Origin of the sequence: Gemella haemolysans, assembly GCF_028308085.1 — a bacterium.
Classification (GTDB): domain Bacteria; phylum Bacillota; class Bacilli; order Staphylococcales; family Gemellaceae; genus Gemella; species Gemella haemolysans_D.
Map to the genome: position 1 here is coordinate 1 of NZ_JAQMFS010000010.1, position 22,436 is coordinate 22,436.

General features: G+C 32.1%; 20 protein-coding genes. 3 read left to right on the forward strand and 17 right to left on the reverse strand.

Translation table 11 applies throughout. The features are described 5' to 3' along the window. Nucleotides 1-144 precede the first annotated feature (144 nt). The 3 genes from PNO30_RS00490 to PNO30_RS00500 all read right to left on the reverse strand — a co-directional run bounded on the left by PNO30_RS00490 (nucleotide 145) and on the right by PNO30_RS00500 (nucleotide 3,043). Entirely contained in the window at nucleotides 145-465 is a 321-nt protein-coding gene (locus tag PNO30_RS00490; protein ID WP_271964911.1) for an NUDIX domain-containing protein, read from the reverse strand. A 65-nt stretch (nucleotides 466-530) separates the two neighbouring features. Further along, nucleotides 531-1,406, reverse strand: a complete 876-nt coding sequence (galU, locus tag PNO30_RS00495) for a UTP--glucose-1-phosphate uridylyltransferase GalU (RefSeq protein ID WP_271964912.1) — start codon at nucleotides 1,404-1,406, stop codon at nucleotides 531-533. Nucleotides 1,407-1,666: 260 nt separating this feature from the next. Then, nucleotides 1,667-3,043, reverse strand: a complete 1,377-nt coding sequence (locus PNO30_RS00500) for a S1C family serine protease (RefSeq protein ID WP_271986724.1) — start codon at nucleotides 3,041-3,043, stop codon at nucleotides 1,667-1,669. Between the two features lie 383 nt (nucleotides 3,044-3,426). On the opposite strand from PNO30_RS00500, the gene PNO30_RS00505 reads away from it, so the two are divergent. Then, nucleotides 3,427-3,948, forward strand: a complete 522-nt coding sequence (locus tag PNO30_RS00505; RefSeq protein WP_271986726.1) for a hypothetical protein — start codon at nucleotides 3,427-3,429, stop codon at nucleotides 3,946-3,948. A 96-nt stretch (nucleotides 3,949-4,044) separates the two neighbouring features. Here PNO30_RS00505 and PNO30_RS00510 read toward each other — a convergent pair whose 3' ends face one another. From PNO30_RS00510 to PNO30_RS00530, 5 genes are all read right to left on the reverse strand, one after another. After that, nucleotides 4,045-4,578 carry a hypothetical protein gene (locus PNO30_RS00510; RefSeq protein WP_271986727.1) on the reverse strand — a complete coding sequence of 178 codons (534 nt, stop codon included), beginning with the start codon at nucleotides 4,576-4,578 and terminating at the stop codon, nucleotides 4,045-4,047. A gap of 26 nt (nucleotides 4,579-4,604) precedes the next feature. Further along, the gene (pgeF, locus tag PNO30_RS00515) at nucleotides 4,605-5,306 is read right to left on the reverse strand and encodes a peptidoglycan editing factor PgeF (RefSeq protein WP_271986728.1); all 702 of its coding nucleotides are present in this window, start codon (nucleotides 5,304-5,306) and stop codon (nucleotides 4,605-4,607) included. A gap of 166 nt (nucleotides 5,307-5,472) precedes the next feature. Next, on the reverse strand, nucleotides 5,473-5,700 hold the full coding sequence (locus PNO30_RS00520; protein ID WP_003147770.1) for a KH domain-containing protein: 228 nt from the start codon (nucleotides 5,698-5,700) through the stop codon (nucleotides 5,473-5,475). 10 nt (nucleotides 5,701-5,710) lie between these two features. Beyond that, nucleotides 5,711-8,140, reverse strand: coding sequence for a leucine--tRNA ligase (leuS, locus tag PNO30_RS00525; protein ID WP_271986729.1), 2,430 nt, complete (start codon nucleotides 8,138-8,140; stop codon nucleotides 5,711-5,713). A gap of 214 nt (nucleotides 8,141-8,354) precedes the next feature. Then, nucleotides 8,355-10,031 (reverse strand): N-acetylmuramoyl-L-alanine amidase, encoded by a 1,677-nt coding sequence (locus PNO30_RS00530; RefSeq protein WP_271986731.1) that lies wholly within the window; start codon nucleotides 10,029-10,031, stop codon nucleotides 8,355-8,357. A 201-nt stretch (nucleotides 10,032-10,232) separates the two neighbouring features. Here PNO30_RS00530 and galE point away from each other — a divergent pair, with 201 nt between their 5' ends. Further along, nucleotides 10,233-11,255 carry a UDP-glucose 4-epimerase GalE gene (gene galE, locus PNO30_RS00535; protein WP_271964920.1) on the forward strand — a complete coding sequence of 341 codons (1,023 nt, stop codon included), beginning with the start codon at nucleotides 10,233-10,235 and terminating at the stop codon, nucleotides 11,253-11,255. Nucleotides 11,256-11,321: 66 nt separating this feature from the next. Here the strand turns inward: galE and PNO30_RS00540 are convergent, their stop codons facing one another. The 9 genes from PNO30_RS00540 to PNO30_RS00580 form a co-directional block, all read right to left on the reverse strand. Continuing rightward, nucleotides 11,322-12,002 carry a C39 family peptidase gene (locus tag PNO30_RS00540; RefSeq protein WP_271964921.1) on the reverse strand — a complete coding sequence of 227 codons (681 nt, stop codon included), beginning with the start codon at nucleotides 12,000-12,002 and terminating at the stop codon, nucleotides 11,322-11,324. Between the two features lie 159 nt (nucleotides 12,003-12,161). After that, nucleotides 12,162-13,163 carry a glycosyltransferase family 2 protein gene (locus PNO30_RS00545; protein WP_271986732.1) on the reverse strand — a complete coding sequence of 334 codons (1,002 nt, stop codon included), beginning with the start codon at nucleotides 13,161-13,163 and terminating at the stop codon, nucleotides 12,162-12,164. Between the two features lie 57 nt (nucleotides 13,164-13,220). Further along, nucleotides 13,221-14,963 (reverse strand): glucosaminidase domain-containing protein, encoded by a 1,743-nt coding sequence (locus tag PNO30_RS00550; RefSeq protein WP_271986733.1) that lies wholly within the window; start codon nucleotides 14,961-14,963, stop codon nucleotides 13,221-13,223. Between the two features lie 159 nt (nucleotides 14,964-15,122). Continuing rightward, entirely contained in the window at nucleotides 15,123-15,818 is a 696-nt protein-coding gene (locus tag PNO30_RS00555; RefSeq protein WP_271986734.1) for a sugar phosphate nucleotidyltransferase, read from the reverse strand. Nucleotides 15,819-15,825: 7 nt separating this feature from the next. Continuing rightward, nucleotides 15,826-16,704 (reverse strand): DMT family transporter, encoded by an 879-nt coding sequence (locus PNO30_RS00560; protein ID WP_003147758.1) that lies wholly within the window; start codon nucleotides 16,702-16,704, stop codon nucleotides 15,826-15,828. Next, nucleotides 16,694-17,563, reverse strand: coding sequence for a phosphotransferase family protein (locus tag PNO30_RS00565; protein ID WP_102170130.1), 870 nt, complete (start codon nucleotides 17,561-17,563; stop codon nucleotides 16,694-16,696). The genes PNO30_RS00560 and PNO30_RS00565 overlap by 11 nt, the downstream gene beginning before the upstream one ends. A gap of 175 nt (nucleotides 17,564-17,738) precedes the next feature. Further along, complete coding sequence (locus PNO30_RS00570) at nucleotides 17,739-18,773, reverse strand: acyltransferase family protein (RefSeq protein WP_271986736.1); 1,035 nt, start codon at nucleotides 18,771-18,773, stop codon at nucleotides 17,739-17,741. 244 nt (nucleotides 18,774-19,017) lie between these two features. Continuing rightward, nucleotides 19,018-20,040: a ribitol-5-phosphate dehydrogenase gene (locus PNO30_RS00575; RefSeq protein WP_271986738.1), complete on the reverse strand. Its 1,023-nt coding sequence runs from the start codon at nucleotides 20,038-20,040 to the stop codon at nucleotides 19,018-19,020. Between the two features lies 1 nt (nucleotide 20,041). Then, nucleotides 20,042-20,749, reverse strand: a complete 708-nt coding sequence (locus PNO30_RS00580; protein WP_271986739.1) for a 2-C-methyl-D-erythritol 4-phosphate cytidylyltransferase — start codon at nucleotides 20,747-20,749, stop codon at nucleotides 20,042-20,044. Between the two features lie 162 nt (nucleotides 20,750-20,911). Between PNO30_RS00580 and PNO30_RS00585 the strand changes: the two genes are divergently transcribed. After that, a complete protein-coding gene (locus PNO30_RS00585) occupies nucleotides 20,912-22,393 on the forward strand; it encodes an oligosaccharide flippase family protein (RefSeq protein ID WP_271986740.1) in 1,482 nt (493 codons plus the stop codon). Nucleotides 22,394-22,436: the final 43 nt, after the last annotated feature.

Below are 22,436 nucleotides of genomic sequence, written 5' to 3' on the forward strand. Positions count from 1 at the left end.
AAAACGAAATGGATGTCACCTGTACAATACAGGATAACATCCACATGTTTAAACTAAATATATATGTGTCCAGAATTTTGGGTACACATCATTTCGAAGAAATCGATTTTGTCGAGTCACCCCCGCAAAATATCTAAAAAGCTTTCACAAAGCGAATTTAGATATCAATAAACCACTGCGTCTATGAGTTCTCATATGAACTTTGTTAAATTTTAGGTCTTTTGGATAAGCTTCTTCCTCTTCTACAAATATATCATAAACTCTGCAATTGTCATAAGAGCTCACTTTATACCCTGTTTCTTCTAGAAATTCTCTAACTAAAGTTTCCGTAAATCCCTCACTAGTTTTTTGACTACCTCCTGGTAAATCAAATCTATTCTTATACGGTCCCCTTGCCTTTTTTATACACAATACTTTATTTTCTTTTAAACACACACCATAGATACCTAAATAATCAATAACCATATTATCTCCTGAAATATAATAAAAATGATGCAAACCTTGTTTAAATCTGCATCATCTCTTGTTTATTATTCTAACTCTGCTAATTTTTGTTTTAGATAAGGTACTAACTCATCTTTAAGATCACTCTTAAGGGCAAAGTCAATTGTTGTCTTAACAAATCCAATTGTTTCACCTACATCGTAACGTTTACCTTGGAAATCATACGCATAAACATTTTCTTCTTCATTTAACATTTGGATAGCATCAGTTAATTGAACCTCTCCACCAACACCTACTTGTTTCTTAGCTAAGTGTTTAAAAATTCCTGGGTTAAGAACATATCTTCCCATAATCGCTTGGTTAGATGGCGCTGTTCCTGGAGCTGGTTTTTCTACAAATGTCTCAACTTCGTATAAATGACCATCTTGTCCTTTAGGTGCGATAACACCATATCTATGTGTCTGATCTTCTGGTACAGTTTGTACACCGATTACAGAACATCCTGTTTCTTCAGCTTTATCAATAAGTTGTTTAATTGCTGGATACTCTTCATTAATTACTACATCATCTCCAAGTAATACCGCAAACGGTTCATCTCCAATAAAGCTACGTGCTGTTAAAATCGCATCACCTAAACCTGCCATTTCTTTTTGACGTACATAGTGAATATTAGCAAGTTGCGTTGGGTACTTAACTTTTTCTAACATTGCTAACTTACCTTTGTTTTCTAACTCAACTTCTAATTCAACATTTCTATCAAAGTGGTCTTCAATAGCTCTTTTTTGTTTACCAGTTACAATAATTATATCTTCAATTCCAGCTTTTACCGCTTCTTCTACTATGTATTGAATAGTAGGAGTATCGATAATCGGAAGCATCTCCTTAGGTAATGCTTTAGTTGCAGGAAGGAAACGTGTACCATATCCTGCTGCTGGAATAATCGCTTTTCTAACTTTCTTCATGTATTCACCTATATTCTTTTCTTAAAATTTTACAAACTAATAATAACATATTTTTATTGTTTTGGCAAATTTTTCTTTATTTTTCAAACTATATACATAACATTTTTTATTTTAGCTTCTCTAGACATCTCTAATTTAAACATTGATATTATGTTAATTCAAAATATACAAAACTAAAATAACGTTACCTTTCGAACATTTTACGAACAATCATTAATTAAGACTTGGAATAAACTACTCTATTCCAAGTCCTAATTATTTTATCGTGTATTCAAGGCTTGCACCACTACACTTGTTGTATTTTCTTTACCATTTCTATAATAGGTCACTTTAATAGTATCTCCTATTTTTGATTTTTCAAATAAATATTTTCTAACTGCAGCAACATCTTTGACATCTTCACCATTCAATTTCGTGATAATATCATATTTTTCTATCCCTGCTTGTGCAGCTGGAGTACCATTTTCAACGTATCGAACTACTACCCCTTGCTTACCTTCAAAGTTTAATTGTGATTTCAATGTATCACTATCAACTGTATTTACAGATACTAATTGAACACCTAAAGCTGGACGAATTACTTTACCAGATTGTTCCAGCTGCTCAGTAATTAATTTCACCTCATTAGACGGTATTCCAAATCCTATACCTTCAGCACTTACGTTCGATGTTGCTTTTGCTATTTTTGATTCATTAATTCCGATAAGTTTACCTTCATTATTAATTAATGCTCCACCTGAGTTACCTGGGTTAATAGCGGCATCAGTCTGAATTACCGTTTGATTCCAGTCATTTTTACCATCACCATCAACATCCATAGGAATTTGTCTATTTACAGCAGATACTATACCTTTTGTAACAGTGTTAGATAAGTTAACATCAAGAGGAGATCCGATAGCAAAAGCTGTTTCTCCTACTGCGATTTTATCACTATCAGCAAAATCCATTGTAGTTGTCACATTATCACCACTGATTTTCAATACAGCTAAATCTGTCCATACATCAGTTCCAACAACTTCTGCATTAACATTAGTTCCATCACTTAAAATTACCGATAGTTTTTTAGCTCCATTTACCACGTGATTGTTAGTTACAACATAAGCAGTATTACCAGATTTTTTGTAAATAACCCCACTTCCGCTAGATGCTGGTTTTAATTCACTAGAATTACTAGAATCACTAGAGTCACTTCCAGATCTTCTTGAATTTCCTCCTAGAATTGACTCAAGATTATTGCTAGAGTTACTTTGATAGTTTACGATTGAAACTACAGCATCTTTAGCTTTAGAAATTGCATTTACCGTAATTTGTTGATTATCTTTATCTTCTTTCGTAGTAGTTACCGAAGAATTCAATGCTTTTCCAGTTCCCATCACAGCTTGCGCTCCAAATACACTAGTAGCTCCAAGCGCAAATGCTGCAAAGACAGTTAAGAATAATTTTCCATAATTGTTCTTTTGCGGTGCAGCTACCTGCTCATTATTCATTCCCTGTAAATTTTCAAAATCATTATATTGAGAATTATCAACATTATCATAATTTTGATAACCTTGATAATTATTCTGTTCGTTATAATTTTCCTGATTATTTAAATCTTGTAAATTTTTATTATTTTGGTTGTTATTTCTGTTTTCCATAAAAATCCTCCTTTTTAATTTTTATCTTTCGTTGTGTTTCACAACCTATTAAAAAAATCTTTAATCTACATTTTCTATAGTTTTATCATACCAACATCAACTTAAACAAAGTTTAAAGAAAACTTTAAATATAATTAATATTTTTTTACACCTACTATCCTCTCTCCGACTTATAAACAAATCCCTAATATTACTAAAATTCATAAATAAAACAATTCATAATTACTATGCAATATAGATTCCAGACGGTAAAATGTAAATAAAGAATAAAACATCTCACATAGTTCCTTGTTTATAATTTATCTTAATGTTATAATTCTATATATAAATTATATGAAAAAAATAAGAAGGATGCAACATTTGTTGCTTGGAAAGAGAGATATATGAAAACTAAAAGATACATTACATTAGCTAGCATACTTGCTCTAATCTTCACATTCCTATACACATTTAATATAAACTTTGACCTCAATAAACAGTTAAATCTTGCTAATTTAGCAATTACTTTGATTGTTTTAATTTTATGGGTATTATCAGGATATATATTATTAACTAAAGATATTTTCACAATCACAGAAAAAGAACGAAATGGAATCACCTTAATCTTGGTATTATTAGCGATTATATTCTTCTACTATAATCCATTCCCGAATCCAGAAAGCTTTTTTATCACTATACCTAGAATTATATATTTTATACTAACAATAATAATATTTTTCCTACTTATTATTGCTTTTTGGAAAGAAAATCTTACACCTCTAATATCAGCTATCTTTACTCCATTTAGTGTTCAAAGCTACTTGGTAAATATTAAAGGAATCACACAATATACAAGCTACACTCTTTACGTAATAATTTTCTTTATAGCTATAGCTTACACATTAAATTACTTTAGAGGAAAATAAAATTAGAGTTGCAAATTTAGTGCACAAAATAAATTCATTAAATACAAAACAAAAATCTTCAAACATACAAGTTAAATTATGTTTGAAGATTATTTTTTATACTAATACTATATATTTTTTACAAATATCCGCAAAGAAACTTTGGACATCACCTGCTTTTAACATAGCTTCTTGTTCTTCATCTACAATATAGTTCTCACTAGCTTCCATAACTGCAAGAAGTCGTTTGAATGTATCAGCGAACAATGCTTCGTCCTCATTTAATAAATAATTAAAGTTCTGCTCAGCAAAAAATGGAACAAACACCTCTCTAAAGGCACCTTGACGTATTCTACCAATAAGTTTTTCTCCACTAGCAGTAACGAATAAATCACCTTGCTTTTCTACAAATTCCTTCGCTTTTATATGACTGGAAAAAATTTGGAATCCTTCCGCCTCTTTATACTCTCTAAAAACTGGAATTTTTAATCCTTGTTCTTCATAAAGAGTTTTATCTATTATTACGAAAACCTCTTCTAAATCCCAAAATTCTTTCGCTATATAATAAAATGCTACACGCCATCTACTATCACTTTTCGGTAATCTCTTAAATGTAGCTATTTGTTCAACTAATTTAATATCTTTTTCCAATATTGTTTCCTCTATTCTATATGAATTTAATCTATTTGAATTATTGTTCCGATACGTTTTGGAGTAGCGTTGTCTAATCTATATGAAAAGAATTTATCATTATCTCTAACCGTACAGAAATCAATAATTTTAATGTTATCTTCTAGTATACCACATTTTCTCAACAATTCTTTATTCAATTGCCATAAATCTAAATAATATTTACCATCATTTTCTTTATAATAATTCGGCACTTCTAAAGCAGCGAATTTCTCTATAAGATCATAAGAAACTTCATAGTTATCAACACTAACTGACGGCCCTATAATGGTCTTAATGTCTTCTACCTTACAATTATATTTACCTGTCATGATATTTACCATTTCTCCGGCAATATTTCCATATGTTCCTCGCCATCCTGCATGAGCTAAAGCAGCAACACTTTGCTTTTTATCATAGAAAACAACAGGTACACAGTCAGCTGTGAAAATCAATAATGGTGTCGCAGCTAAATTAGTAATTAAGCCATCAGCTTCCCTCCCGTTCTCATTAAGATCAGAATACGATTCAATAATACGCACATCTGCTCCATGAACTTGTGTATTAAAGACTATATTATTATGATTAAATCCATATTCATCAGAGAATCTTTTCATATCCTCACTATTTTTCGCATCAACCTTTCTATTAGTGAATGCAATTTTTATATTATCATCATTAACTAAATATCCATCAACTATCTCTATCATAACAACCTCCTAAATTAACGCTAATATTATTATACACAAAATATAAGTCTATGTCCCATTTCTCTACTCTATAAAACTATTACTTTTGTGTCCTTAATTCAAAATTCAACTAAAAAATAGGAATCTGAAAAATATCCATCTTTCAGACTCCTACTCAACATTTATCTTATTCTTCTACTAAATCTAAGTAAACTTTTTTACTAAATGTTGTTGAATTTAGCACAGTACGGATTGCATTAATTACTGTACCTTTTTTCCCTATTATGCGCCCACAATCTTCTGGGTGCACTGTTAAAATGTAATGTTCACGAGCATTTTTAACAAATTTTTCAATTTTAATTTCATCTTTATGCTCAACAATTTCACTAACAATACTATAAATTAATTCTTCCATGTGTCTCTCCTTATTTAGCTACAATATTAACTAATCTTCCAGGAACAACAATTACTTTCATAACTTGTTTTCCTTCGATTAATTCTTTTACTTCTTCATTAGCTAGAACGATTTGCTCTAATTCAGCCGGTGTTAAGTCTTTCTTAACATCTAATTTAGCCTTAACTTTACCCATAAGTTGAACTACGATTTCTACAGTGTCACTTACAAGTTTGCTCTCATCGAATGTTGGCCATGGTACATATGAAATTGACTCAGTATTACCGTAGATTTCCCACATCTCTTCAGCAAGGTGAGGTGCAAATGGTGCAAGAAGTTGGATAAATCCTAACGCATATTTACGAGGAATGTATTCAGCTTTGTAACAATCATTTACAAATACCATAAGTTGAGAAATAGCTGTATTAAATCCAAGAATTTCGATATCTTCAGATACTTTCTTAACAGTGTAGTTATAGCTTACTTCTAATTCTGCATTATCTTTATCTTGAACTTTATCATTTACTTTTCCAGTTTCTTCATCTACGAATAGACGATATACTCTATCTAAGAAACGACGTGATCCGTCAAGCCCATTTTCACTCCATGCGATAGACGCATCTAATGGCCCCATGAACATTTCATAAACACGTAATGTATCAGCACCGTGAGATACGATAATATCATCAGGGTTAACTACATTACCCTTAGATTTAGACATTTTTTCCGGACGACCATCTTTACCTTCAGCAAGAATCATACCTTGATTGAATAGTTTTTGGAATGGTTCACGACTTGGTACTAAACCTAAATCGTAAAGCACTTTATGCCAGAAACGAGCATATAATAAGTGAAGAACTGCGTGTTCTGCTCCACCGATATATACATCTACAGGTAACCAGTATTTTAATTTCTCTGGATCAGCAAACATTTCATCATTGTGTGGGTCAATATAACGTAAGTAATACCAACAAGAACCAGCCCATTGAGGCATTGTGTTAGTTTCACGTTTACCTTTTTTACCAGTCTCAGGGTCTACTACATTTAACCACTCTTCGATATTAGCAAGTGGAGATTCCCCTGTTCCTGAAGGTTTAATGTTATCAGTTTCTGGAAGTAATAGTGGAAGTTCACTATCCGGTACTGTAGTCATAGTACCATCTTCCCAGTGGATGATTGGAATTGGTTCTCCCCAGTAACGTTGTCTTGAGAATAACCAGTCACGTAGTTTGTAAGTAACTTTACTACGTCCAACATTATTTTCTTCTAAGAATTCAATAACTTTTGCGATAGCTTCTTCGTTATTTAATCCGTTGATAAAATCAGAGTTGATGTGTTTACCATCACCGTAGAATGGCACAACAACTTCTCCATTATCTTCGATAACAGCTTTGATTGGTAGGTTAAACTTAGTCGCAAACTCATAATCACGCTCATCGTGTGCAGGAACAGCCATTACAGCCCCAGTTCCATAGCTTGCTAGAACGTAGTCCGCAATCCAAAGTTCTACTTTTTCACCATTTACAGGATTAATCGCATAAGCTCCTGTGAATACTCCTGTTTTATCTTTGTTAAGGTCTGTTCTTTCAAGGTCAGACTTACGTTTAACGATGTCAAGGTACTCCTCAACAGCCGCTCTTTGTCCTTCTGTAACGATTTCTTCTACAAGTTTGTGTTCAGGTGCAAGTACACAGTAAGACACACCGAATACAGTGTCAGCACGTGTAGTGAATACTGTGAATACTTTATCAGTTCCTTCAATTTTGAAATCAATCTCAGCACCTACAGATTTACCGATCCAGTTACGTTGCATAGCTTTAAGACTTTCTGGCCAATCAAGAATATCTAAATCAGCAAGAAGTTTTTCAGCGTAATCAGTAATTTTCAGTACCCATTGACGCATAGGACGACGCTCTACAGGGTGTCCTCCACGCTCAGATTTACCATCGATAACCTCTTCGTTAGAAAGAACTGTTCCTAATGCTGGACACCAGTTTACAGGTACTTCATCAACATAAGCAAGTCCTTTTTCATAAAGTTTTTTGAAAATCCATTGAGTCCATTTGTAATACTTAGGATCTGTTGTATTTACTTCTCGATCCCAGTCATAAGAAAATCCTAATTCTTTAATTTGGCGACGGAACGTATCGATATTTGTTTTTGTAAAATCTCTTGGGTCATGACCAGTATCTAATGCATATTGCTCAGCTGGCAATCCGAATGCATCCCATCCCATTGGATGAAGCACATTATACCCATTTGCTCTTTTATATCTACTTAAGATATCAGTAGCCGTATACCCTTCTGGGTGACCTACGTGAAGTCCAGCTCCTGATGGATAAGGGAACATATCTAATGCATAAAATTTCTCTTTTGTATGATCGTCTAATGTTTTGAATGTTTTATTTTCATCCCAATATTTTTGCCATTTTTTTTCTACAACTCTGTGGTTATATACCATAATTTAAGCACACTCCTTCGCTTTCAAGTTCTCTAAGTTATAGTATACCAATTTTAAAGACTTTTAGCAACAACTGAAAAGATTTAATATGAATTTATTGATATAACTTAATACATAAAAATGAGGATACCTCATAAAAATGATTTTACAAATCAAAATTTTTGAGATATCCTCGTTATAATTATTTACACTTTATTAAATAATAATATTAGATTTATTTGTAGTATTCTACGATTCCATCTACAATTCCATCAGCTAGTTTTTCTTGATATTCATTAGTTTTAATTTTGTTTACTTCCTCTTGATTGTAAATAAATCCTAACTCAACTAAAATTGACGGAATAGATGTTTCACGAAGCACCGCAAATGATGCACGTTTCACGCCTCTATCATATGCTCCAGTTTTGTAAAGTAGATTTTGTTGAATTTTATTAGCTAATTTTCTACTTTTCTCTATTCTGTCAGGGTTGTTGTGATTTTCTTTATTTATCGCAGGAGTATACCCAGCTTCAGGTTTATAATAGTAAGTTTCTATACCATAAGCCGTTCCTCTTCCTCCAGCATTAAAATGAATACTTAAAAACATGTCCGCATTAGATTTATTTGCTTGATCTGCACGACTTACTAATCCTACATCTTTATCTGTGTTTCTACTTGTTAATACTGTATAACCTAAAGAAGCAAGTCTACTACTTACTTTATTATATACACTAAGAGTTAAATCTTTTTCTTTAACACCATTTTCAAATGCTCCTGAGTCACTTCCACCATGTCCTGGATCTAAGAAGATAGCACGTCTAGTATTTTTATCTCTTGATGCATCTTTTACCCATGCTCCATTTGCTCCAACATAATAACGACCATTATCTACCCAGCTGTTTGTTGCCATTTTCCCATCGGCTCCTAACCAGTAGTTTCCTGCCCATTTGTTTCTCGCTAATGTCCCATCTGCGTTGTAGTAATACCAAACGTTAGAATCTTTTACCCAACCTTGTTTCTTCTCTTCTGGATGTTTAGCACCTTTTACCCATGCTCCATCAGTTCCTACATAATAACGATTGTTATCTACCCAGCTGTTTGTCGCCATTCTTCCATCGGCTCCCAGCCAGTAGTTTCCTGCCCATTTATTTCTTGCCAATGTTCCGTCTGTGTTGTAATAGTACCATGTGTTCGCTTCTTTTACCCAACCTTGTTTCTTCTCTTCTGGGTGTTTTGCATCTTTTACCCATGCTCCATCATTTCCTACATAGTAACGATTATTGTCTACCCAGCTGTTTGTTGCCATTCTTCCATCAGCTCCTAGCCAATAGTTTCCTGCCCATTTATTTCGCGCTATCGTTCCATCTGTGTTGTAGTAGTACCATGTGTTCGCTTCTTTTACCCAACCTTGTTTCTCCTCTTCTGGGTGTCTAGCATTTTTTACCCATGCTCCGTTTGCTCCTACGTAGTAGCGATTATTGTCTACCCAGGCATTCGTCATCATTTTTCCATCTGCACCTAACCAGTAGTTTCCTACCCATTTATTTACTACTAAACTACCATTATTGTAGTAATACCATGCACTACCTGCTTTTGTCCATCCTTGTTTTGTTGTAGTTGCTATTATTTGGTTTTGAGCTCCTTTTACCCACGCTCCATTTGCTCCTACACAATAACGACCATTATCTACCCAAGCATTCGTTACCATTTTCCCATCGGCATCTAACCAATAACTTCCTACCCAAGCATTTCTTACTAGCGTACCGTTTTGATTATAAAATGACCAAGAATTCCCGCTTTTCACCCAACCTTGCGCTGCTTGTACGTCATTACTAGATACAGTATTAACTATGATTGGCGTAGCTAATACTGTTAATAAACTTAATCCTAATTTAATGTGATTTTTTCTCATAAATTATTCCTCCTAATTCCTTTCTAAAAATAAATACATTCTTTTTAATTGTATTATATTTTCAAACTATTTTCAAAGAAACATAGTAAATGTAATAGTTTTTTAATATTACTCTCATATTTATTGACACTTACTTCTACTTCTTATAAAATTAATATATAAAATTATAGGAAGGACTCGCCTATGCGAGAGATTTACACTATGACTAAGAAAATACTTGTTACAGGTGGAGCTGGATTTATCGGGTCTCATACTTGTATAGAATTATTAAATAATGGAAATGAAGTAGTTGTCGTTGATAACTTATATAACGCAAATAAAAAAAGCTTAGAAGTTGTAGAAAGAGTAACTGGTAAAAAAGTAACTTTCTATGAAGTTGATATTCGTGATGAAGATAAATTAAACGAAGTATTCGAAAAAGAAGGAGATATTTTTGGAGTTATTCACTTCGCTGGTTTAAAAGCAGTTGGTGAATCTTGCCAATTACCTTTAAAATACTATGATAACAACGTTGCTGGAACTACAACTTTATGTCGCGTTATGGAGAAACATAACTGCAAAAATATTATCTTCAGTTCATCAGCTACAGTATACGGAGATCCTCATGCATTACCAATTAAAGAAGATTTCCCATTATCTGTAACTAACCCATACGGACGTACTAAACTAATCTTAGAAGAAATCTTAGGGGATGTTTATGCAGCAGACAATGAGTGGAACGTAGTACTACTTCGTTACTTCAACCCTATCGGAGCACATGAGTGTGGAGATATCGGAGAAGATCCAACAGGAATTCCAAACAACCTACTTCCATACGTTATGCAAGTAGCAGTAGGGAAATTAGAAAAAGTTAATGTCTTCGGTAACGACTTCGATACACACGATGGAACTGGTGTTCGAGATTATATTCACGTAGTAGACCTAGCTCGTGGTCACGTAGCAGCCCTTAAAAAATTAGAAAAAGGTAGCGGACTATCTAAATATAACCTAGGAACAGGAATTGGATATTCTGTACTAGATATTATTAAGAGTGCATCAGCTGCTGTTGGACGCGACTTACCTTACGTTATTGCGCCACGTCGTGCTGGAGATATCGCTGCATGTTATGCTGATGCTACAAAAGCAAAAGAAGAACTTGGATGGGAAGCAGAGTACGATGTAAAACGTATGTGTGAAGACTCTTGGAGATGGCAAAGTAAACATCCAAATGGATTCGCTGAATAATATAATTTAATAAACAAATTAACATAAAAAACGAGTATCTAAATATTACTTAGACACTCGTTTCTTTTATTTAGATATCACCATAAATGGTCCTCCCACAGAATTATCTTCTGGTGCCATACTACGTTGACTCCAAATTTCATCGATACTATACCATTTATTAGTTTTTTCTTGATTATCTGGATCTATTGCATGAACTTTTCCATTTTGATACCCACTTAAAATAATTGCATGTGTACCATTTCCTTTTACAAAAAGTCCATGACCAACAGAACCAAATACAATATTCCCACTTTTTAACGCCACTTTTAAATCATCCTTGGAGTTAATCACACGATAATTACATCCCCAGTGTTCTATTGCAGCAGCTGCTCCATCACTAGAAGTTCCCACAAACATAGTATTCATTTCTGTAGATGTATTATAAATATAATCAGCAACCTGAACTGGTGTAACTTCTTCTTTCAATACTGATAAAACCATAGATAAGGATGTAGGAACACAGCCTGATATTTTCATATTAGAAATACCATATCTCTTAGATCCCCACCTAGCATCCGCTTGATAATATTGAGGGAATTTCACAGGTTTTACAGATTCTTTACCTGTAGCATTATTCATTATACTATCTTCTGAAGTAAAGGATTCCACTTTATCACTTTGTTCTTTTAACAGATCCGCTTTAACATCATTAAAACTTGCTAATAATAAACTACCTACAAGAATCATACTTATTCTCTTTTTCATAAACCTGTCACCTCCTATATTTCAGCTAAATTTATTTATAATTATACTATTTTTAACTAACAAAAACAAATAGGAGTACCTCAAAATCGATAATTTTATAAAGTCAATCTATTCAAAGCACTCCTAGGTATTTTTTCAAAAAATATCAACAAGAATTTTCTACTTATTAGTATATTCTTTCTTCCAACTAAATCCTTTTATTAACCCTACTAAAGTTCCCCATCCATAGCTAAAATGAACTAAAAATAGTAAAAATGGAATTAATAATAAAGTTGCATTAAACTTGTTATTAATTATAGTCATAATTGTAACAAGAACTGTAAATAATGCATAAGAAACCCCAAGCAGTATTGCGAATACCTTCGTTAAAGGTAACATCAATAAACTAAAGATTATACCTAAAACAAAGACAAACGGTACAAAATGGAAAATTGAGAAAGCCTTAGGGTATACATGACTTACTTTACCAATCCAGTATCCATTAGAATATTTTTGTTTCAACATTCTCTTTACAGTAGGTCTAGTATATTGATAAGACAATATGTCATTGCTATAACGGATTTTATAACCATTTTTTCTAATTCTATAATGTAATTCATTATCTTCTACACGACCAACTTGTTCATCTAATAAACCTATCTTATCAAAAATCTCTTTTCGATACATTCCTTGAAATACAGAGCTTACATATTTTTTAGAAGTTTCTTTTCGATAATTAGCTATACCACTACCAAACATATTTTCTTCAACTAACAACAACGTTTTACTTAAAGCATCCTCATTTTCAATAATATTAGGTCGTGGTCCACCACAAACATCTTCCCCACTTTCTATAACTTTAACATTATTTTCTATAAAATTCTCCGTTATATGTGAATGACAATCTACCTTAAGGATACATTCTCCCTTTGCAGCTCGAATTCCAACATTCATCCCCGCAGATAGAATCACCTTAGGATTTTTTAATAAAACTACATCAAAGAAATCATGATTACTCTCTTTAAACTCCTGCAATATAGCCCAACTATTATCTTTCGACATTCCATCTATAAAGATAAGTTCGATATTATCGTGATTATATGTTTGATTTTTAAAATCTTCAATTAACCTTGGTAAAAATTTCTCTTCATTTAAAAGTCCGATTACAACCGAAACTAACATAATTTTCTCCTTACCAAAAAGGAAGCTAGATTAAAATAACCTAGCCACATCCTTTTCTTATCTATCTTTTCTTCCTAATTTTTCATTAGCACTAAACATTATACTTGCAATAGATTCTCCCCAATATGGAGCCGTTGCATAGTTAACATTCATTCCACCTGCTTTATTTCCTAAATAAGCACCTTTTGCTGGATATCCTGTGTTACTTAAGTAGTTACGATCAATCCAACGTGCAGCACCTAGAATACCACTATCTACATTATCAAATTTTGTCGCAGAAGTATATGGAGTAGTATCATAAGCAGCGATACCAAAGAAATTGTTTTTATCTCTCGCAATTTGACTTCTTCCCCATGCACTCTCAAGAGCACTATGAGCAACTAAGTAAAGAGCATTAACTCCATATCTTTGTTCAGCAGCTTTAAATGTAGCACCTTTTCCAGCAAGCTTACTATTGTTAGCTCCCATCAGACTATATAATCTATTGATATCTGCAGCAGTATAGTTAGATCTTGATTTTAAATTAGAAAATTGGAAAGGATGATCTAATTTAAATGTTCCAAAGTTAATTCCATCAGCAGAATAATATGATTTTCCTACTTGCATATTTGGATTGTGGTAAGCAACCATTACCTTGTTATATGCTGAGTATCTGTGATATACATATTTACCATCACTTACATAGTCAGGGATAAATGTTGTACTAGAGTTAACAGCTACAACTTGTCCTGAGTTTACATAACCTGTAATTCCAGCTACTTGTACAGGGATTCTTCCGTTCGCAGTAGCTCTATTATCTCTAAATAAGATTGTATCTTTTGAAACATGAGATAAAATTCTACCATTAGCATCATATACAGGAATGTATAATGCTGTTACTTTGTAATATCCAGAATAAGCAGTAGAGTTAGTAGTATTCTCAGATTTCGAAGATGTTCTATCCGCTCCTTTTACCCAGGCTCCATTATTTCCTACGTAATAACGATTGTTATCCACCCAGCTATTTGTCGCCATTTTCCCATCAGCTCCTAGCCAGTAGTTTCCTGCCCATGCATTTCTTACTACTAATCCGTTTTTATAGTAATACCAAGAACCGCTCTCTTTTTGCCATCCTGACTTGTTTGAATAGTTTTTAATCCATGCCCCGTCATTTCCTACGTAGTAACGATTATTGTCTACCCAGCTGTTTGTCGCCATTCTTCCGTCGGCTCCTAGCCAGTAGTTTCCTGCCCATGCATTTCTCACTACTGATCCGTTTTTATAGTAGTACCATGTGTAGCCCTCTTTCACCCAACCATTTTTCACTGTTGTAGTATGTTGAGCTCCTTTTACCCATGAGCCATCAGTCCCTACATAGTAACGACCTCCATCTACCCATGCATTAGTAGCCATTCTTCCATCAGCTCCTAGCCAGTAGTTTCCTATCCATGCATTTGCTACAACTTTTCCATGATTATAGAAGTACCAGGCATTACCAACTTTTGTCCAACCTTGTTTAATTGTATTGGTAGACGCTTGATTCTGAGCTCCTTTTACCCACGCTCCGTTGCTTCCTACATAGTAACGACCTCCGTCTACCCATGCATTAGTCGCCATTCTTCCATCGGCTCCTAACCAGTAGTTTCCTGCCCATGTATTTCTTACTAATGTTCCATTTTGATTATAAAGGTACCAAGCGTTACCACTTTTTACCCAACCTTGTGCTGCTTGAGCGTCATTACTTGCTACTGCATTAACTGCGATCGGTGTAGCTAGTACTGTTAGCACTCCTAATCCTAATTTAATTTTATTTCTTCTCATTCTTAATATTCCTCTGTACTCATATTTATGCACTAATAATTATACCATATTCCCTTCTTATTTAAGGTTACAAATAGATTATTTTTTATTACATATATATTACAAAATAGCAAGAAATATTATTACTTAATCTCTATGAATAACAAAAAAGAATGGAGATTATTTCTCACATTCTTCTTTTAGTATTTCTTCTAATTTTTTATAGTCTTTAACACTATCAATTTCATATATACTGTTAGCTTCTAATTCTTCTACATAGACATCTAATTTTTCTATGTTATCTTTAACCATATTATCCCAGTATAAATTCATAAACTCATTGCTTTCGTAAGCTTTATCGATAAAACCTACGATTTTCTCTGCAGTTTTCTCATCCCAGAAAGATACTCCACTTAAAATTCTTCCAGCTTTACTATCTACGATAATATCTTGAACCTTGTAATCATCTCCGTAGATCAAGAACCACTCATTTTCACAATCTTCACGATACACGCTAAAATATGTTGATAGATCGATATCCGCTCTAAACATATTTTTAAATAAATAGTTATCTGCATCGATTACATAACTATCTGCCAATTTTTCCTTAACTAAGTATAACGAGTAGAAGTTATTATACTCAGCGTATTTATCATTGAACACTAACTCTACATTATACTTCTCTTTTAAATAATCGAATTGCTCATGTAGATAACCAACAACTACGATTATCTCATCTATTCCTTTTTCTTTTAAAAATTCTATTTGATACTCCACAAGAGGCTTATCTTTAACTTTTATCAAAGCCTTCGGAGTATTATCCGTCATAGGTCTAAGACGCGTTCCTAAACCTGCGGCTAATATAATCGCTCTCACTATTTTGTTACTCCTCTCTCACGATAACATACACCCCTAATATTATAATAAGTGATGTTACTACTAATTGCACATTTACTGCTAATCCTACAAAAATCATAGAAAATATTATTGTCCAAACAACATAACTAACATTTAGCCCAGTTGCTTTCGCTGGTTCTAATCTATTAATAGCCATGTAATATAAGATATAAGATACCATATTACTCACAACGAAGAAAACAATAAGTCCTCCGAATTTAACATCAAGACTAGTTTCAATTCCTAATCCGTTAAATAAAATTATTACTAAATATGCTAAAAATGATGTCACCTGACGAATTAATAACGTCTCAAGCTCATTTAAATTATTTTTCATCGCATATGAACTTAGAACACTCTCACTACCCCATGCAATAGCACAGATCAACGCAAACATAAATCCAAGGTAAAATGATTCAACTTGTTCGCTCTTATAACTTTGGATGAAAATACCAACAATAATTAGTGCTATACCAATAATAGTTTTTGATGAAACTTTATTTTTTAAAAATATCACAGCTAGTATTACCGATACAGCTGGATAAATAGCCGTTATCGAAGAAGTAAGACCACTTCCTATATACTTCACCGCATATAAGTTACACTGCATACCAATTGGCCCGGCAAGAAGCGCACCTATAATAACACTAATACTTTTTATATTCGTAAAGATTTTAAAATTGATTCGTTTATACTTAACTAATATAATCGCCAAAAGGACAAAAATACTAATAAAATCATGGATTACCGCGACTGCAAAAGGCGAAACATTATACAATGAAAATATATACGCACTTATTGCAAGACCTAATCCCCAAAACAACCCTGATAATAAACCTGCTGATACACCTATTTTATTCTTCATAACTTTCTACATACTCTTTCAAATTTTTTAATGCTCTTAAATATCTGTCTTTTCCATAAGTTCCAAAGTCTGCACCTTGTTCTTCTTTATAAATTGTCCATAGACTCCACAAGAAATCCTGAAGTATTTTATAAATCATAATCTTCGCTACGCTAACGGGTGTGTTTTCACTAAAATAATATTTGAAAAACTCACCTTCTTCAGCCTTTCTGAAATTAGACTCTAAAAATAACGCAGCTAAATCCCACATTGGATCATTCATTGAAGAATACTCCCAATCAATAAGATACACTCGACCATTTTCATCCTCGATAAAATTCTCAGGAACAAGATCAATATGACATGATTTTTTATCTACACCAATTTCTTCTAAGTGTGATTGTAAAGAGAATATTTTCTCCCTTATCTTGTCATAATAAGGATAATTAATATTACCTTCTATCAAGTCCTCATATTTTCTAATCTCATCAAAAATTTTAAATTCACCTTCAAGAATTTTTCCAGAACTGTGCACTTTTTTAAGAATATTAGCAACATCCTCTTTTTTTGATTTTAAATAGTGTGCATCAAAAGTAGTCGCATTTTCAATATACTCATTTACTTTGATACCAGATTCAATGTCAAAAATATAATTTTTAACATCTAATTCTAAATCCGCAAGATTAGCAAGATTATTTTTCTCCGCAATCCTGTTTATTAACTTATCAGTTCCTTTACCAAAAAACTTGACTATATACTTGTTATTAGTAGTTTCAACTAAGTAATTACTATTTGTCATTCCGCCTAGTTGCTCTACTTTTACTATTTCTTCTGATTCAGTAAGTAATTTTTTTATCTTACTTTTAATTAATTGTTTCAATGTAAATCCTCTTTTCCATATTACAATATTACTTATCATTATAACATAAAATGTGATAACTCATAGTCTTTTTACTATATTTTTTCAATATAAAAAATCAGGAGCGACTCAAAAATCGTGATTTCTAAAAAAACAATTTTGTCGAGTCACTCCCTAATCCTGCTTTTAAAATATATTAAATAACTTTCACAAGCTCCTTTTCAATAGCAATTATTAATTTCTTTATACAATATGCAAAAACAATGCTAACTAATAATACGACAATAGTATAGATTACATCATTAACTGGTGATGAAACAAAAAACTTACCAAGATAATGCATAACTAAACCGTGAATCATATATATTTCAAATGATATATCTCCTAAAAAATCCAGGTATTTATTTGAGAAGTTGAGTTTATTTGTTAACAATAAAAAATAAACTAAAAAAACCATCGTACATAGATTTCCAACTATTCCATAATAAACATATTTATTTGTAATCCCGATATTTTTCATAATAACTTCATAATGACGAAATATGTACATCAGTATACTAAACGAAACAAGAAAAGCAAAATAATTTTTCTCAATAAATTTATCTATGAGACTTCTATTTTTCATCCAAAATACACCTAAGAAAAATGCCATTATACTAACATATTCCCAGTCTCCATGATTCTGATACACTTTCCAAAAAATATAAACCAATGTGAAAAATACTAGCTTAAAAATAGCTATTTTTGAATCTTTCTTTTTGAAAGAAACATAGAAAATAACATATAAAACTATTATACTGTTAATAAACCAGCCATTATAAATAATATTGCTGTGATCTCTCCAAAAAGATAAGAAAAAGTCTACATTAACAACTTCACCTAATGTCGCTCTATAAATCACATAAATGACTATAAAAACAAAAAATGGTACAAATATTCTAACCAATCTTTTCTTTAAGAAATTCTCCATATGTTTTGCATTATTGCTATACTGGAAATACAGTCCATAACCAGATAGAAAGAAAAACAATGTAACTATATATCGACCCATATATTCAAAATTCGAAAAATTTTCACCAGTAGTAATTTTCTGAGAAACATGATGAAAAATTATAAGTATAGCTAAAAGACCTTTTAGTGATTTCGTTGATTTATTACTCAAATAGTCGACATCTGTTCTTGGTATAAGATAAACAAATAATGAAATTAATAATAATATAAAAATATCCACTATGTTCTCCTTTTTAAAATCTTAAAAAAATCATTTGAATTAAAATTTATATTCTCTGGAACTTCATACAAATATTCTTCTAATTCTTCAGCACTTATCATTGTAACATAAAATTTAATAATTCATAAAAATAAACATCACAATATTTAAAGGTGACTCAGAAATCTTTCTTAGTAGTTTTCATGAATCACCTAATTAGTTTTATTCTATTACTTTAGTTAATTGATAACAGAAATAGTCTCTTCTATATCTCCCACTTAAACACAGTTTTAAAAGCTGTATTCAAATCGGTTGCGAACACCCTATGTATATCTTTAATATTTCTCACAGGTTGCTCAAGTTCAATAATGTTCTTGAATCTTCTTTCGAATTTTTTATTACTAAGCATCTCAATAGCTTTCTCAAAGTCGATTCTACCTGAACGTGATGAACCTATTAGTGTTAGTCCTTTTTCTAGTATGTCACGTGTATTGATATTTACTTTGTATTCACTAACTCCCATAAGAACTAGGCTTCCTTGTGGTTTGATGTATTGGATTAAGTCATTTATCGCATATCCACTACCATCTCCACCACAACATTCTACACCGTGATCAAAAGTTAAGTCTTCAGGAATATCATCTGTGATGTATCTTTCTTTTGCGAAACTAAATAGTTCTAACTTCTCCCAGTGGCGACCTATTACGATTATCTCACACTCTGGTAGTGTGTAGTTTATTATATTCGCCATAACATAAGCTAGACTACCATCACCGATTATCGCTATTCTTTCTTTTTTACTGTGTGAGTTTTTCAAGAATCTATCCATAGCGTGCATACCTACGCTTATGAATTCTGTAATAGCCGCAACAGAATCTTCCACACCATCATAAGCTACCACTCTATCTTTAGGTAAAGCTACAAACTCTCTCATAAAACCATCGAAACCACTTGATAGGAAGTGTGTTCCTGGCATGTAGTTTTCATAGAATTCTTCGTCACTTTGTTTTGGAGGTTGGTTAGGTATCATTACTACCTTTTGTCCTACTTTATACGTACCTGTCGGGTCTGCGATTACTATCCCTGCACATTCGTGAATAAGTGCCATTGGTAGTTTTTTAGCTAGTACCTTTGGATCTCTTTTCCCTTGGTAGTATCTTTGGTCTGCGTGACATAGTGCCATATAGTTTGGACGGATGATGATTTTATCACCATCATTTATATTCTCTTCATTGTATTTTACATTAATGAATTTCGGTTTAATTAATTGATATATTTGATTTATCATATTACTCGTCCTCTAGCATACTCTTAGCTATCTTAAGGTCAGTTACTGTAGTTATTTTGATATTAGAGTATTCTCCCTCAGCTAGTGCTACTTTTTTCCCTTTTATAACGAATATCTTACATGCATCTGTAAGTATTTGTTTTTCTTCTTTGTCTAATGAGTTATATAGATTTAAGAAATCTAAACATTTGAAACTTTGAGGTGTTTGTCCTTGGTAGTAGTGAGCTCTGTTTGGAATGTTTGAAATGTATTCTCCGTTAGTGCTTTCTACGATTGTGTCTACTGCTTCCACTACAGTATCCACAGCATCACTTTCTTTAGCTAGACGTATGTTGTCTTTAATAATTCTAAGTGTGATGAATGGGCGAACTGAATCGTGAGTTACGATAATATCCTCATCAGTTAAAGGTTTGTATTCATTAATTCTATTTATGATATTTTCAATCGTTGTATTTCTATCAACACCACCAGGTGTAATAATAATTCTATCAGCAAACGCTGAGACATATTGTTCAACTAAGTCTTCAGCATGAGATACCCAATCTTCATGAACACCGACTACAATTTTTTCGATTTCAGGTTCTAATAAGAACTTCTCAATTGTGTGGATAAGTATGGGTTTCTTACCTAATTCTAGAAATTGTTTTGGCATGTTGCTTATTCCCATTCTAGTTCCTGTTCCACCAGCTAATATTCCTGCGTATATCATTTTCTTCTCCTTTAAAATCTATTTTTCAATATTCTATCTATTTTATTATATCATAGAAAAACTATAAACATCAAAAATCTTCTATCTAGTCTGATTATTATAAGCCAATAAATTGAAAATATGTTATAATGTTAAATAGAATTTTAGAAAGGATTTCTTTTTATGAAAAACATAAAAGTTAATGCATTAGCAAGCTTAATGGTTAATGTACTAAACATAGTATTTCCATTAATCACTAATCCTTATTTAACTAGAATACTTAGCAAATCAAACTATAGCTATTTCAACACAGCAAATACCTGGGCTAGTTTTGTAATACCTCTTGCAGCCTTCGGTATATATAACTATGGTATTAGATCGATAAGTAAAGTTAAAGATGATAAAAACAAAATTAACTACGTATTTTCAAAATTATTCTATATATCGGTAATTACTTCGATAACTATAACAGCTTTATATTTCATATTTATTAGTGTAGGAACCCATGAAACTGAAAATCTAAAAATATTATATTATATACTTGGAATTCAAGCACTATTTCAATTTTTAAATATCGAATGGATGAATGAAGCGTACGAAAACTACACATTTATTCTATATAAAACGCTATTTATTAGAATAGCTATGTTAGTATCAATATTCGCATTTGTAAAAACAGAAGATGATATTATACCGTACGCAATCATAATGAGTGCTACTACTATCTTAAACTATCTACTAAGTTTCTTATGGATAAAAAGAGAGGTTTCATTTGTTAAAATCGATATTAAAGACCTATTAACATCTACAAAAGCACTAACTACCATGCTATTATTAGCAAACGCTAATATGCTTTATACATTGCTTGATAGGATGTTTATTACAAAAGCTCCAAATGAAAACTATATTTCATACTACACTATAGCATCGAGCATAGTGATGCTTATAGCTGGGGTACTTAGTGGAGCATTAAATGTCAGTCTTCCTAGATTGGGATATTACTTAGGAAAAAAAGACCACGACTCGTATGAATATCTAATTAGACAAGGTTCTTCACTATTCTTCTTCCTAATGATACCTACAAGTATAGGGATAATGATTCTAGGAACGTATGCAACTGTTATTTATTCATCAGATAAATACTTAGAAGCAGGAATCGTAACGAGTATCTTCGCCATCAGAACTATTATTTGGGCTATTGAGATGATACTAGGAAAACAAATTATATTTATCAATGACTTCGAAAGTAAACTAACTTCATTTTACTTCATCGGTGGTGGATTAAATGTAATATTAAATTCTACATTATATTTCTGCAACATTTTTAAACCTGAATATTATATCGGAACAACAATTTTCGCTGAAGGACTAGTAGTATTATTAGAAATACAGTTTATTAAAAAACATAAGTTGATCAACTTATCATCAGTATTTTCTTCGCTGTATAGATACCTTGTAGTATCACTTGGATTTATACCAATTTACTTCGTAACTAAATTACTATTTAGTGTTCATTCTTATGAAATAACACTAAGCATGCTGCTTATGGTTTGTACAGTTATAGCAATCTGTGGAATTTATTATTTAGTTGCTCTAATAATACTAAAAGATTCAACAATAAACTATGCGATAAATATGGTTAAAGGGAAAATTAAAAAGAGTTAGAGATTTATTCTTCTAACTCTTTTTGTATTATTTACATGCCTCT